The organism is Pseudomonas auratipiscis (genome assembly GCF_036324085.1).
Taxonomy (GTDB): Bacteria; Pseudomonadota; Gammaproteobacteria; order Pseudomonadales; family Pseudomonadaceae; genus Aquipseudomonas; species Aquipseudomonas auratipiscis.
In genome coordinates this window covers 1-12,210 of record NZ_JAZDCU010000004.1, presented here as the reverse complement: position 1 = coordinate 12,210, position 12,210 = coordinate 1, and the positions used below count along the sequence as shown (strand labels likewise).

The window sequence follows — 12,210 nt, the reverse complement described above, 5'->3', positions numbered from 1 at the left end:
TGGCATCTGTGATGTGACGCCTAAATACAATAATCCCGGCTCAAGGCCGCTGCAGGCCAGCCGACACATTGGCGACAGGAGACCTTGCCCATGCTGCCGCCCATTATTCCGCTTAGCGCTGCCCCCGTTACCTCGCAACTGGACCCGGTCAAGCCGACGCCTGATATCAAGCCAGTCGTGCCTACACAACCTGCTTCCAGCGAGGGGGCGATCGATCTGAAGCACCGCGACCCGGAAAAATCGGCGTTGTTGTTGCGTGAAGAACAGCGTCGCCATCAAGGACGACGTCAATCAACCCAGGACGAAGATCATTACCTGGCGCTGCCGGGTGAAGAAACCAATGCCGACAATACTGTTCCCGTCGCACCGCTGATGGATACGCCCTCACGCCAGGGGCTGTTGGTGGATATTGAAGTCTGACGTTCAGCCTGCGACTGGTCAGATCAGACAACAGCCTTCATTATTGCTGGATCGCAGTCCGCTTCCTGAGTCTGACCATGAGCCAAGATGACAATCTGATAGACCTTGGCGCCGAGCGCGCCCGACGTGTTCACGACCTCAATGACAAGCGCCTGAACGAAGTGCGCCAGGCATTCGAGCAGGCCATGCCGTTGGCCAAGGCCAAGAAAAAGCCCAAGGGCAAACCCAAGAAACGTTGAAAACTTGATGCAGGTCAAGCCTGCGCCCGCCTCGCGCGCCCGTCTCTGGGCGCCATTGACCTCGGTCAATTTCCTTTCGCGATCCATTGGCTACCTTAGGCACATCAACGGGGCAGGCAAATGGAGGCCGAGATGTTCTTCGATAATGTGGTTATCGCTGGAGTAATTACCGTCGGCCTCATGCTGATGTTCTTCGTCGGATTCGGAATTTTCATCTGGAAGGATTCGAACAAGCGCAAGCAGCGCTGATTCTTCTGGAAAATGAGCACGCAAGGCATTTAGGGCGACTTCGGTCGCCCATTTTTTTGTCCGCAAGAAACCTTTCAGCTGACACTGGACTTTTATTAGTTAGCTAGCTAATAATCTGTGTCTGAGCTACTTATCCCATCCTGTCTATCTTTACAAAACAGTCAGCCAAGGTTCGCCCCGTGCCCATCACTTTGCAGGCGCTGTTTGCGCCGAATAAGCCCGCCGTGCAATTTGCCATCAAGACGCTCCTAGGGGGTGGCCTGGCCCTCTGGCTTGCCTTGCGCTGGGGCCTGGAACAACCTGCCTGGGCGCTGATGACTGCTTTCATCGTCGCCCAGCCATTGTCGGGCATGGTCTTGCAGAAAGGGCTGGCGCGTCTGATCGGTACCTTGGTTGGCACTGTGATGTCGGTGCTGTTCATTGGCCTGTTTGCCCAGACACCCTGGTTGTTTCTTTTCGCCTTGGCACTCTGGCTGGCCTTGTGTACCGCCTGCTCGACCATGTTGCGCAGTGCCTGGGCTTACTCATTTGTGCTGGCGGGATACACCGTCGCTATTATCGCCTTGCCGGCGATCAATCATCCGTTGGCGGTATTCGATCAAGCGGTGGCCCGATGTACCGAAATCTGTCTGGGGATTGTCTGCGCCACGGTGACCAGCGCCTTGCTCTGGCCTATGCGGGTCGAGCAGCAGCTAGGCGGACAGGCGCGACAGGCCTGGAGTAGCGGACTACAAGCGGCGAGTGCAACCTTGACCGGTGAAGCTCAGGCGCGCAAAGGCTTGCTGGACATTCTTGGGCGCATCGTCGCGGTCGATGCCCAGCGCGAGCATGCCTGGTTCGAAGGGCCGCTTGGCCGCCAGCGGGCCAGGGCTATCCGCGGTCTGAGTCAGAAACTGCTTATTCTTTTGCGCATCGCCCGTTCGGTGCGCCGTCAGTGGCAGCAACTGGACGAGCCACAGGCGCAGTCTTTGCAGCCCTGGCTTGATCAAGTGCACGATGCCCTGGCCACCCCGGACCAGGCTGGCTTGCTGCTGTTGCGTCAACGAATCTGGGATGCCGCGCACGATGAACGCATCAGCCCGGCAGAACATTATTGCCTGGCGCGGCTGACCTTGCTGTTGGATAACGCCATGGCCGCAACACTCGCGTTACGGGCCGTGGAGGAGGGTAAAGCGCCGCCGGACCTACCCGATAGTCTCGCCTCGCATCGTGACTTGCCCCTGGCGCTTCTGTTCGGGTCACGCAGTGCCCTGGCATTTTTAGCCATGGCCAGTTTCTGGCTGGCTACCGGTTGGACGGCCGCTCCCGGAGGGATGGTGCTGACCTGTGTGGTGTGCAGCCTGTTCGCCAGCCGTGAAAACGGTGCGCAGATCGGCATGAGCTTTATGCGCGGGATTGTGTTGGCGATACCGGTGGCGTTTGTTGTCGGGCAGATTCTTCTGCCACAGTGGAGCGGTTTTGCCATGCTTTGCATGGCCATGGGAGTGCCCCTGTTCTTTGGTGCATTGGGCATGGCCAATCCACGTATCGGTGCCACGGCGACCTCTTACTGCCTGCATTTCATTGTATTGGTGGCACCGCTCAACGCCATGAGTTTTGAAGTGGCAACCTTCCTTAACAGCGCCCAGGCCATGCTGATCGGCGTCGGCGCAGCGGTGCTGGCGTTCAAGTTGCTGGTGTTGCGCAATCCGGCCTGGCACGGCCGTCGTTTGCGTGCTGCAACTCAAAATGATCTGGTGCGCTTGACCCGCCGCGAACTGCGCGGCGCCGATACCTGGTTCGGTGGCCGCATGGCCGATCGTTTGTTGCAACTGGCGCGGCATTACTCGGCCTTGCCCGAGTATGAGCGCGCTCGCTGGGATGATGGGGTGCATGGCCTGGATATCGGCGACGAACTGTTGCATCTGCGCCATTGTCTAGCGGTGGCACAGCTGCCTTTGGTAACCGCTGAGCGCGAGTACATGCAACAACTGGAGAACGTACTGGCTCGCGGCCCGGCACCGGGCCGAGGCAAACGCCTGGATGCGGCGAGCGCTGCGTTTATTGAAGCCTTGCGAACCCAGCCCGCCAGCGATCCCTTGCGCCTGGCAGTCGGTGCAGTGCTGCAGTTGCAACGCAGCTGGAGTAAATGGTGTCGTCGGCAGGAGGAAATTCATGGGCTTGCGTGAGTGGGCACTGGGCGGTGTTCTGCTCAGTCCGTTTTTGATCTATGTAGTGCTGGCACTGGTGCTGACCGGAGTCGTGCGTTTGTTGTTGCGTTTAACCCCTCTGGGGCGCTGGGTATGGCACGAAGCGCTGTTCGATTGTGCGTTGTTCGTGTGTGTACTGACCCTGATAACCCTCGGGCTGGGGCCTTTGTAAGGAGAGTCGTCATGCGTGCATTGGTACGTATAGCAGTAACCTTGTGCCTGGTAGCCGTGGCTATTTTGGCCGGCTGGAAGCTTTGGCAGTACTACATGCTTACCCCCTGGACCCGCGATGCCAAGATCCGCGCCGACGTAGTGATTATTGCCCCGGATGTTTCAGGTTGGGTGCGCGAACTCAAGGTGCATGACAACCAGCAGGTCAAGGCAGGTGATTTACTCATGTCGATCGACCGTGACCGCTTCGAGGCCGCTCTGGATAAAGCCAACGCAGTGGCCGAAACCCGCCAGCAGCAGTTGCGCCTGCGTGAACATGAAGCTTCCCGCCGCGCAGCGCTGGGGCCGCAGGCAATCAGCGCCGAGCTCCGCGAAAATGCCCAGATCAATGCTGCAGTGGCCCGTGGTGAACTGCGCCAGGCCCAGGCTGATGTCAAGGCAGCGGCCATCAACCTGGCCCGCAGTCAGCTCAAGGCACCGCGCGATGGCCACATCACCAACTTGCGCTTGGCCGAAGGCAACTATGTCAATGCCGGGCAGCCGGTGATGGCCTTGATCGATGATTCGACTTTTTATGTTCAGGCTTATTTCGAAGAAACCAAGTTGCCACGTATTCGTGTCGCAGACCCCGTCAAGGTCTGGCTCATGAGTGCCGGTGAGCCGATGCAGGGCCATGTCGAAAGCATCAGCCGTGGTATCACCGACCGCAATGCCAACCCTGACAGCCAATTGCTGGCCGAAGTAGAACCGACATTCAATTGGGTGCGCCTGGCCCAGCGCATTCCAGTGCGAATCAAGCTGGACCATATTCCCGAGGGTGTGACGCTCAGTGCAGGGATGACGGCAAGCGTGCAGGTTCGCGAAGATCAGTTGCAGCGTTGATCAAGGCTGCTGGCGAGTAGCGGCGAGAACGATTTCGCGAATACACACATGCTGAGGTTGCTGGTAGGCATAGGCAATCGCCTCTGCCACATCTTCGGCACTCAGCACCTGGCCGCCCATTTCCGCTTTCCAGGCCTGGTAGCCGTCCTTTATACCCGCGTCAGTGGTGTGGCCCAGCAACTCTGTTTCTACCGCACCCGGTGCGATGGTTACCACTCGCACGTTGTGGGCGGCGACTTCTTCGCGCAAATTTTCGGAAATTCCATGCACCGCGAACTTGGTGCCCACGTAAGCCACGTGGTTGGGAAAAGTCTTGCGCCCAGCAACCGAGCTGACATTGATGATTGTTCCGTGGCGGCGTTCGATCATGCCACTTATCAGGGCATGAATACCATTGAGCAGGCCCTTGACGTTAACCTCGAGCATCTGGTCCCACTGGCTCGGGTCCTGTTCGTGCATTTGGCCCAGCAACATCACGCCGGCATTGTTGATCAGTGCATCGGCTGGGCCGTACAGTGCCTCGGCCTCTTTCACCGCAGCAAGAAAAGCGTCGCGGTCACTGACATCCACCGCTCGACTCAAACAATTGGGCAATGCCAGTGCCTGCAGTCGCTCCAGTCGTCGGGCCAGTAACAAGAGGGGGTGGCCCGCTTGAGAGAACAGGCGCGCAACAGCTTCGCCAATGCCCGAACTGGCGCCGGTGATAACGATCAGTGGTTTGCTCATGACGACCTCTTAGGCATAATCAATTTATATGACTCAAGTGTATTAGCTTGCATGGATGCTGAAAAACAGCTTGTTTCTCTGGCTGGCATCGGAATTACCTATGGATATTCGCCATCTAAAAGCGTTTCTTGCCGTATTTGAGGAGCGCAATATCACCGCGGCGGCACAACGTTTGTGCGTCGCCCAGCCGACCTTGTCGGTGACCATCCGCCAGCTCGAGGAACAATTGGGGGTCGCGCTGTTCTTGCGTCAGGCACGTGGTGTCGAGGTGAGTGAGCAGGCCCGGCAGTTGTACCCGCAAGCGCAACGATTGGTGGCCGAAGCCCAGGCCCTGAGTCGGTGGTTTCGCGAAGGGCAGAGGCGACTGCCGTTGCAACTGGGTGTGGAGGCGGACATCGCCTCCAGTCATGTCGAGGCGTTTGTCCGGATGGCCTGTCAGGCTGTACCGGCAGTGCAACTGACCTTGCTCGACGGCTGCGCTGGAGATGCCCGTCTTGGTGTTGAAGCGCTGTGCTGTGAAGACGAGTTGTTTCTGGCCCTTTGGGAAGAGCCCTACGTGTTGGCCATGGCAACGGGCAGCACTCAGGTCGAGCAGTGGATCTCCTGCCCGGAGCACTTTGCCCATCAACGCCTGCTTGGGTTCTATGGCAATCTGGAGCAAGTCGGGCATGCGGGCTCCTTGCAGCAGGCGGTACCCATGGTCGCTGCGGGATTGGGCGCGGCGCTGTTGCCGCAGTCGCTGGTCGATTGCCATCGCGGTCTGCACTGGCGCCCCTGGCAGGAGTCGACCCTGACGCGCCGGATCGGACTGTGTTTTGCCGTACAGGCCTTGCAGTTGCCGGTTCTCAAACAACTGCACCAAGCCCTTGGTGGCGTGCAGATCGATTAAAGGAACATGCCCCCGGACACCTCCAGGCGCTGCCCACTGATCCAACCGCCACCATCGCCGAGCAACAAGGCCACCGCCGCACCGATATCATCAGGCAAGCCAACCCGACCCAGCGCCGTGTTACTGGCAATGAAGTCGTTAACGTCGGCATTGTCGCGTACCACACCGCCACCAAAGTCAGTCTCGATAGCACCAGGGGCAAGGATATTGACGCGTATACCTCGTGCTCCCAGTTCTTTGGCCTGGTAACGGGTCAAGACTTCCATGGCGCCTTTCATCGCAGCGTAGGCTGCGTATCCGGGCAGTGCGAAACGAGTCAGACCGGTAGAAATATTGACGATTCGGCCTTGGTCGGCAATCAGCGGCAGCAAACGTTGGGTGAGGAAAAATGGGCCTTTGAGCTGAATATTGCACAGCTGGTCGAACTGCGCCTCGCTGGTCTCATCGAATCGCGCATTGATGCCGATGCCGGCATTATTTACTAAGAAATCCAATTGCTCGCGGCCAAAAACTGAAGTGAGCGTCTGCTGCACTTGTACGGCGAAATCTGGAAAACGTGCACTGTCGCTGACATCCAGTTGCAGCATGGCTGCACGCACACCCTGTTGTTCCAAGGTTCGTACCAGCGCTTGGGCATCCTCTGTCTTGCTGTTATAGGTGCCAATAATGTCGATACCTTGAGCGGCCAGATGCACGGCAGTATTTTTGCCCAGGCCGCGGCTGGCGCCGGTGATCAAAGCGATTTTCCGATTCATGCGCTGTACCTCGAAAAGACGGGAAGTCATGGAAAGTCTATTGGTCGCCTGACTGCTGATAAATCCGCTGAAATCGGAAATACTGATCGGCACTGGCGAACAATCGAGCCCGAAATCATGAACAAGCTGGAGTTGTTGCGCACGTTTGTCCGCGTTAGTGAGCTGTCCAGTTTCACCTTGGCTGGAGAGAGCCTGGGGTTACCGCGATCAACGGTTTCCGAACAGGTCCGAGCCTTGGAAACCTTGCTGGGAACGCGGCTGCTCAACCGCACCACGCGGCGGGTCCAGGCAACCCAGGATGGCCTGCATCTGTACGAGCGTAGCAAAGACCTGCTATCGCGCATGGATGAGATCGAAGGGCTGTTCCACAGCGAGAAGGCTGCGCTGACAGGACGTTTGCGGATTGATTTGCCAACTTTGATGGCACGGCGAATCATCCTGCCCAACCTTGGGCAGTTTCTTGATTGTCATCCTGGTATTGAGCTGGAGATCAGTTGCACAGATCGGCAGGTCGACCTGTTGCGCGAAGGATTTGATTGCGTGGTGCGGATTGGCACCTTGAGTGACTTGGACTTGAGCGCCCGGCCTTTGGGCTCTCTGGCGCAGATCAACTGCGCCAGTCCGCGCTATCTGCAGCGCTATGGAATGCCGAAAACCCTGGCAGACCTGCATCATCACCAACTGATTCATTATGTGAAGAACCTGGGTAGCCGAGGCCCGGGTTTTGAATATCTGCAAGGTGGGGCCTTGCAGGTACAACCCATGGCCGGATCCGTTACCGTCAACAGTACCGAGGCCTATGAAAGTGCCTGTCTTGCCGGTCTTGGTCTGATTCAGGCGCCCGGGGCAGGGCTGCGGGAGTATCTGCAAAGTGGGCAATTGCTGGCGTTACTGGAGGATTTTGTTCCGCCGCCAATGCCGGTGTCGTTGCTGTATGCCAGGCAGCAGCATGTGCCACCGAGACTGCGCGCATTCATGGATTGGTTGTCAGCATTGCTCGAGCCTCGACTGGACCCGGCCAACGGCGAACACTGAACAGAAAGAAAAACCATACCCATCTGCCAGGGTTTTCCATTAACCTTGGGCACCGAGTCGTTCCGTTAGAAAGCGACCAACATTGCCCAGCGTGCCAATCCCATTCGCCCTGCATCCCGAGGATGCTTCAGTGAGGTTTGACATGCACATCACATCACAGGACATCTGTGCCGCCGCCGACCAGCTCAAGGGTTTTGTCGGATTTCACCGTAAGCTCGGCAAGCACATCGTGCGTTTCAGTGAAGACTCGTTCGGTATGGACGTAGCTGATGACAGCATCATCCCCAGTAACGAATTTGTCTGGAAGCAAGGCGAGGGTGAAGTCATGACGTTGAGTCGTGCACTCATCGAGATTCTCCTGGCGCAGAATGTTGACGAAAGACTCAATGTCAGCGAGCCCTTGCGGGTTTACCTGCGACGTCAGGACCTACCGGAGATTGCTGCGCAGCGACGCCTGAAAGCCTGAGCCAAAAGGGATGGGCGGTCAGCCTAGGCAAGCTTCAGTGTGGTGACATCCTGTTGGGAAATAGTAACCTGGTTGCGGCCGCTTCTCTTGGCTGTATACAGGGCTCTGTCGGCCTCATTGAGCCAGGCTTCGGCGTCTGCCAGCCCCTGGTGGCAGGTCGCCAGGCCGATGCTCAGACTGATCCGCAGTTCAGGTAGCTGCGGATTACGGTAACTGCCGACGCGCTCGCGCAGGCGCTCCATGGCCAGGCTGGCTTGTTCCATATTGGTGTTGGGGAGTATCAGGCAGAACTCATCGCCGCCATAACGGCCCGCCAAGTCATCTTCACGTAAGTTACGTTTGAGTTCGTTGCTGAGTTGGCTTAACACACAGTCGCCGACAACGTGCCCGTAAGTGTCGTTTATGGACTTGAAGTGGTCGATATCGATCAGCGCAATCACCGCTTGGCAGTGCTGTTGCTGACATACCTGAAACTTGAGCTGCAGCAGATCCTTCCACGATCCATGATTGAGCAGGCCCGTCAGACTGTCGGTGCGACTCAGTGCACTGAGCCGACGTTTATGTTCCGAGAGCTTCATGGCCAGGCTGTAGCAGACCCATCCTACCGCCATCGGATAGAGAGTAAGCATGGGCAGGCACGCGTAGATTTGTAGGGAAGACGTCTGCAATTGCAAGCCAGGACCAAACAGAGCAATGGCCAGCCCCGCGCCGAGGCATTGAGCAACCAGGCCCTTGAGGAACAAGCGCTGGCCGCCGGCGGCGAAGTTGTTCATCGTCATCATCGCCAGAATGGTCACACTGAGAAGCGGATTGAACTGCACGGCGGCCGTCCAGAACCCGCCCATCAATGAGTCGAGCAGTAGATTGCGGTACTCGGCGTGATAGGGCACCGCAGCGCGTCGGGCAATCCGAAAAGCGAGGTGTGGCCAGACCAGGCCGTTGAATAGCAACAAGCCCCAGGCCCAAACGGGCAGGTCCAGGGTCGAAATGCCGGCCATGACACTGAGCATGCCGATGCCCAGGCCAATAATACGCGGCAGGTATATCCTTCTTACAAATGAAAGTCCCTTGCCGCTTCTGTTGTCCATCATGGTTGCTGGTCTATTCCGGGACGCCGTTTATCGCATAAAACAGGTGAATATTGTTGAACAATCTGCGGCAACTGAAAAATGGCCTTACAAGCCAATTCACAGTTGATCCAGCCACCCTGGGGTAATATGAAACCAGCCCTTATCCTCGGAGTGCTTCTGCTCATGATCCCTTTGATCGCAAAGGCCGGTGACCCGGCGCCGCATGAGGATGGGCGGTATCACAACCTGCGCCAACTTCCTCAGGACAGCGTGCTGAAAAAACTGCGCATAGGCTTCAAGTTCCTGTTTCTTGGCAAACCGCCCGAAACCCGGCCAAACGTTGAGATCCCGGTTCAGCCGTTGAGTCGTCAGCAACTGCTCGAGGCCCCGGACCGAAGTCTGTGGCGCCTGGGGCATTCCACTGTATTGCTGAAACTGCGTGATCACTTCTTCATTACCGACCCGGTGTTCGCTGAACGCGCCTCACCGGTGCAGTGGGCGGGTCCGCAGCGCTTTCACCAGCCGCCACTCAAGCTTGCTGAGCTACCTCCGCTGACCGCGGTGATTCTTTCGCATGACCACTATGACCATCTTGATGAGCAGGCCATACGGCAACTGGCGGACAAGACCGAGCATTTTCTTGCACCGATGGGGGTGGGCGACCTGTTGATTGAGTGGGGGGTACCCGCAGCCAAGGTCAAGCAACTGGACTGGTGGCAGGAAACACAGATTGAGGGCATTCGGTTTGTCGCGACCCCAGCCCAGCATTTTTCTGGACGAGGGCTGTTCGACAGCAACAGCACGTTATGGGCTTCCTGGGTCATTGTGGAAGAAAACCTGCGCCTGTTTTTCAGCGGCGACACTGGATACTTTGAAGGCTTCAAACAAATCGGCGACCAGTACGGTCCGTTCGATGTGACGCTGATAGAAACCGGTGCCTACAACCTTGAATGGCCCAACGTACACATGCAGCCTGAGCAAAGCCTGCAGGCTCACCAGGATTTGCGCGGGCGCTGGCTGTTGCCGGTGCACAACGGAACCTTCGATCTTTCGGTTCATAGCTGGCATGAACCGTTCGACCGCATCCTGGCTTTGGCCAATGCGGCGCAAGTGCCGCTCAGTACCCCGCAGATGGGGGAGCGGATCAGTCTTGACCAGCCTCACAGCGGCCCGGCCTGGTGGTTGCCCAAACCGTTGCGCCAACCACTCAAGGCTGGCGAGCGGGTCATGGCCATGAAGGACTTGTAGGGCGCGCGTTATTTCGATGGGTGATTACGCGCTATTTCCTTGTCCAGTGCTGGTAGTTGCGAGGGTGGCTTGCCGCTGTCGCTGCGCACCTGAGCATGGCTTATCAGGGCGAAGATGAAGCTGCCGCCAATAATGTTGCCTATTAATGTCGGCGCGGCGAAATCCAGCCAGAAGTCCTGCCAACTGACCTCGCCGGCCCAAGCCAGGTAGGACACCTCCACTGAACCGACGACGATATGGGTGAAGTCGCCCAGCGCCATGAGGTAGGTAATCACCAGGATGATCCAGATTTTGGCGTGCTCCATGGAGGGGATCATCCAGACCATGGTGGCGATCATCCAGCCGGAGATGATGCCTTTGGCGAACATCTGACGTAGATCGTTCTCCATCACCTTGCGACCTATCTCAAGAAAGGCTTCATCGGTCTTACTGTCGAAGATAGGCAAGTGCAGCATGATGTAAGCCACCAGAATGGTGCCGGCGAGATTGCCGAGCAGCACCACCGACCATAGGCGCAAGAGTTGACCGAGTTTGCGCAGAGTCGGTTCGGTCATCACGGGAAGCACGGCGGTGATAGTGTTTTCGGTGAACAGTTGTTGGCGGGCCAGAATCACCGCGAGAAAACCTGCGCTATAACCCAGGCTGGCAATGACCTGGCTGCTATCGCCCTCCGGAAGTCGCGCGTAGAAAAGCCCCATGGCCATCATCGATAGCCCCATGCTTAGCCCTGCAGCCAGTGCCGACCACCATAAGGCTGCAAGGGTGCGCTCAAGCTCCTGATCACCCTGGTAGCGGATGATCTCGTGCAAAACAGCTGCACGAGGTGGCTGGTGCTGACTGACTTCCTGTTCTTCATCCGCCGACAGGCCTGGTGTCTTGCTGCTCTCGGATTCGCTCATGGCAGTGTCTCGCATGGGGGCATCTTCTACAGAGCGTCGCCGATGCTGTTTAGTTGCCTGCCTCCAATAGATTGAGTGCAAGTTGCGCCAACTCCAGGCGTTGCTCGACTTGCGTCTGCATGTTGTCCTCCTGGAACCAGGCAGCTGACAAACCGCACCAGGCCACTACCCACTGCAGCAGGCGTTGGCGTGGCAGCTTGGCGAACTTGCAGACAATCTGCAGTCGACTGTTGAAATGCTGCACTTGGCTCGCTACACCGGGGGAGGGATTACAGAACAGGTTGGCGTAGTCGAAGGTCCGTTCGCCGTAAAGGCATTTGGGATCGATGGCCAACCAGCCGTCAGGGCCGAAGTCGAGGACATTGCCGTGATGGATATCACCGTGCAGGACACGCTCCTCTTGCGGGCTTGCCAGCAGGCCGTCGGCGATCTGCGCACTGCGTACATATAAGTGGCCATGGAGCTGCGCCGCGTCCCTCAATCCTTGAAACCAGGTGTGCAGGTCAACAAGGGGGAAGTCGGGCTTTCCCTGATGAGCATGCAAGCGCTCGATCGTCTGGCACAGAAGCCTCGTGGCTCGCTCGTCCTGCCCATTTTCTGCGTAAGCGACCAAGGAGTTCGGGCCTTGTGCTCGGGTCAGCAACAATGCGTTGTTGGCATGGGCCAAGACCTTCGCCGATCCTTGGCCGTTCCACCACTTCATGAGGAAGGCACCGCGTACTTCTTCGGCCACACAGGCAACTTTGAGTATTGCAGGCTGATTGCGATAGCGCACTGGCAATAGGTGGCTGCTGTGGGTGAGTAACGGGGCACCATCGACGATCAGGTGCCAGCGCTGCAGGTAGGGTTCGAACATTCGGGTTTCCTGTATTGATGTACCTATATATAGCTTTCGGAAACAAAGTTGTAATAAGTCCTTGACGCCCCTGCGGATCTCTCTATAATTCGCCCCACTTCTGGCGTAGTCGGAAC

Annotated in this window: 15 protein-coding genes; 10 read left to right on the top strand and 5 right to left on the bottom strand. The window is 57.6% G+C overall.

Going from position 1 to position 12,210, the window contains the following annotated elements:
• Positions 1-90: 90 nt before the first annotated feature.
• The 6 genes from V0R60_RS06685 to V0R60_RS06660 all read left to right on the top strand — a co-directional run bounded on the left by V0R60_RS06685 (position 91) and on the right by V0R60_RS06660 (position 4,150).
• Positions 91-420, top strand: coding sequence for an aspartate-semialdehyde dehydrogenase (locus tag V0R60_RS06685; RefSeq protein WP_136474921.1), 330 nt, complete (start codon positions 91-93; stop codon positions 418-420).
• A 77-nt stretch (positions 421-497) separates the two neighbouring features.
• Positions 498-659: a hypothetical protein gene (locus V0R60_RS06680; protein ID WP_168198438.1), complete on the top strand. Its 162-nt coding sequence runs from the start codon at positions 498-500 to the stop codon at positions 657-659.
• A gap of 132 nt (positions 660-791) precedes the next feature.
• Complete coding sequence (gene ccoM, locus V0R60_RS06675) at positions 792-908, top strand: cytochrome c oxidase subunit CcoM (protein ID WP_305956107.1); 117 nt, start codon at positions 792-794, stop codon at positions 906-908.
• A gap of 179 nt (positions 909-1,087) precedes the next feature.
• Positions 1,088-3,076 carry an FUSC family protein gene (locus tag V0R60_RS06670; protein ID WP_330080138.1) on the top strand — a complete coding sequence of 663 codons (1,989 nt, stop codon included), beginning with the start codon at positions 1,088-1,090 and terminating at the stop codon, positions 3,074-3,076.
• A complete protein-coding gene (locus V0R60_RS06665) occupies positions 3,063-3,269 on the top strand; it encodes a DUF1656 domain-containing protein (protein WP_136474923.1) in 207 nt (68 codons plus the stop codon). The genes V0R60_RS06670 and V0R60_RS06665 overlap by 14 nt, the downstream gene beginning before the upstream one ends.
• An 11-nt stretch (positions 3,270-3,280) precedes the next feature.
• Positions 3,281-4,150 (top strand): efflux RND transporter periplasmic adaptor subunit, encoded by an 870-nt coding sequence (locus V0R60_RS06660; protein WP_136474924.1) that lies wholly within the window; start codon positions 3,281-3,283, stop codon positions 4,148-4,150.
• Here the strand turns inward: V0R60_RS06660 and V0R60_RS06655 are convergent, their stop codons facing one another.
• The gene (locus V0R60_RS06655; protein WP_136474925.1) at positions 4,151-4,876 is read right to left on the bottom strand and encodes an SDR family oxidoreductase; all 726 of its coding nucleotides are present in this window, start codon (positions 4,874-4,876) and stop codon (positions 4,151-4,153) included. It abuts the gene before it with no gap.
• A 100-nt stretch (positions 4,877-4,976) separates the two neighbouring features.
• Here V0R60_RS06655 and V0R60_RS06650 point away from each other — a divergent pair, with 100 nt between their 5' ends.
• On the top strand, positions 4,977-5,765 hold the full coding sequence (locus tag V0R60_RS06650; protein WP_136474926.1) for a LysR family transcriptional regulator: 789 nt from the start codon (positions 4,977-4,979) through the stop codon (positions 5,763-5,765).
• Here V0R60_RS06650 and V0R60_RS06645 read toward each other — a convergent pair.
• Positions 5,762-6,520, bottom strand: coding sequence for an SDR family NAD(P)-dependent oxidoreductase (locus tag V0R60_RS06645; protein ID WP_136474927.1), 759 nt, complete (start codon positions 6,518-6,520; stop codon positions 5,762-5,764). The genes V0R60_RS06650 and V0R60_RS06645 overlap by 4 nt on opposite strands.
• Positions 6,521-6,637: 117 nt before the next feature.
• Here V0R60_RS06645 and V0R60_RS06640 point away from each other — a divergent pair, with 117 nt between their 5' ends.
• The gene (locus V0R60_RS06640; RefSeq protein ID WP_136474928.1) at positions 6,638-7,555 is read left to right on the top strand and encodes a LysR family transcriptional regulator; all 918 of its coding nucleotides are present in this window, start codon (positions 6,638-6,640) and stop codon (positions 7,553-7,555) included.
• A 142-nt stretch (positions 7,556-7,697) separates the two neighbouring features.
• Positions 7,698-8,021, top strand: a complete 324-nt coding sequence (locus V0R60_RS06635; protein ID WP_136474929.1) for a DUF2025 family protein — start codon at positions 7,698-7,700, stop codon at positions 8,019-8,021.
• Positions 8,022-8,044: 23 nt separating this feature from the next.
• On the opposite strand, the gene V0R60_RS06630 is transcribed toward V0R60_RS06635, so the two are convergent.
• Complete coding sequence (locus V0R60_RS06630; protein ID WP_330080137.1) at positions 8,045-9,112, bottom strand: diguanylate cyclase; 1,068 nt, start codon at positions 9,110-9,112, stop codon at positions 8,045-8,047.
• 126 nt (positions 9,113-9,238) lie between these two features.
• On the opposite strand from V0R60_RS06630, the gene V0R60_RS06625 reads away from it, so the two are divergent.
• Positions 9,239-10,339, top strand: a complete 1,101-nt coding sequence (locus V0R60_RS06625) for an MBL fold metallo-hydrolase (protein WP_136474931.1) — start codon at positions 9,239-9,241, stop codon at positions 10,337-10,339.
• Positions 10,340-10,347: 8 nt separating this feature from the next.
• Here the strand turns inward: V0R60_RS06625 and V0R60_RS06620 are convergent, their stop codons facing one another.
• Both V0R60_RS06620 and V0R60_RS06615 read right to left on the bottom strand, forming a co-directional pair.
• A complete protein-coding gene (locus V0R60_RS06620; protein WP_136474932.1) occupies positions 10,348-11,238 on the bottom strand; it encodes a formate/nitrite transporter family protein in 891 nt (296 codons plus the stop codon).
• Positions 11,239-11,287: 49 nt separating this feature from the next.
• On the bottom strand, positions 11,288-12,094 hold the full coding sequence (locus V0R60_RS06615; protein ID WP_136474933.1) for an aminoglycoside phosphotransferase family protein: 807 nt from the start codon (positions 12,092-12,094) through the stop codon (positions 11,288-11,290).
• Between the last annotated feature and the right edge of the window lie 116 nt (positions 12,095-12,210).

Excerpts from the sequence above, each read along its gene's own strand:
- V0R60_RS06685 (WP_136474921.1), top strand. The coding sequence starts at position 91 with ATGCTGCCGCCCATTATTCCGCTTAGCGCTGCCCCCGTTACCTCGCAA.
- V0R60_RS06680 (WP_168198438.1), top strand. The coding sequence starts at position 498 with ATGAGCCAAGATGACAATCTGATAGACCTTGGCGCCGAGCGCGCCCGA.
- ccoM (WP_305956107.1), top strand. The coding sequence starts at position 792 with ATGTTCTTCGATAATGTGGTTATCGCTGGAGTAATTACCGTCGGCCTC.
- V0R60_RS06665 (WP_136474923.1), top strand. The coding sequence starts at position 3,063 with ATGGGCTTGCGTGAGTGGGCACTGGGCGGTGTTCTGCTCAGTCCGTTT.
- V0R60_RS06660 (WP_136474924.1), top strand. The coding sequence starts at position 3,281 with ATGCGTGCATTGGTACGTATAGCAGTAACCTTGTGCCTGGTAGCCGTG.
- V0R60_RS06655 (WP_136474925.1), bottom strand. The coding sequence starts at position 4,876 with ATGAGCAAACCACTGATCGTTATCACCGGCGCCAGTTCGGGCATTGGC.
- V0R60_RS06650 (WP_136474926.1), top strand. The coding sequence starts at position 4,977 with ATGGATATTCGCCATCTAAAAGCGTTTCTTGCCGTATTTGAGGAGCGC.
- V0R60_RS06645 (WP_136474927.1), bottom strand. The coding sequence starts at position 6,520 with ATGAATCGGAAAATCGCTTTGATCACCGGCGCCAGCCGCGGCCTGGGC.
- V0R60_RS06640 (WP_136474928.1), top strand. The coding sequence starts at position 6,638 with ATGAACAAGCTGGAGTTGTTGCGCACGTTTGTCCGCGTTAGTGAGCTG.
- V0R60_RS06635 (WP_136474929.1), top strand. The coding sequence starts at position 7,698 with ATGCACATCACATCACAGGACATCTGTGCCGCCGCCGACCAGCTCAAG.
- V0R60_RS06630 (WP_330080137.1), bottom strand. The coding sequence starts at position 9,112 with ATGATGGACAACAGAAGCGGCAAGGGACTTTCATTTGTAAGAAGGATA.
- V0R60_RS06625 (WP_136474931.1), top strand. The coding sequence starts at position 9,239 with ATGAAACCAGCCCTTATCCTCGGAGTGCTTCTGCTCATGATCCCTTTG.
- V0R60_RS06620 (WP_136474932.1), bottom strand. The coding sequence starts at position 11,238 with ATGAGCGAATCCGAGAGCAGCAAGACACCAGGCCTGTCGGCGGATGAA.
- V0R60_RS06615 (WP_136474933.1), bottom strand. The coding sequence starts at position 12,094 with ATGTTCGAACCCTACCTGCAGCGCTGGCACCTGATCGTCGATGGTGCC.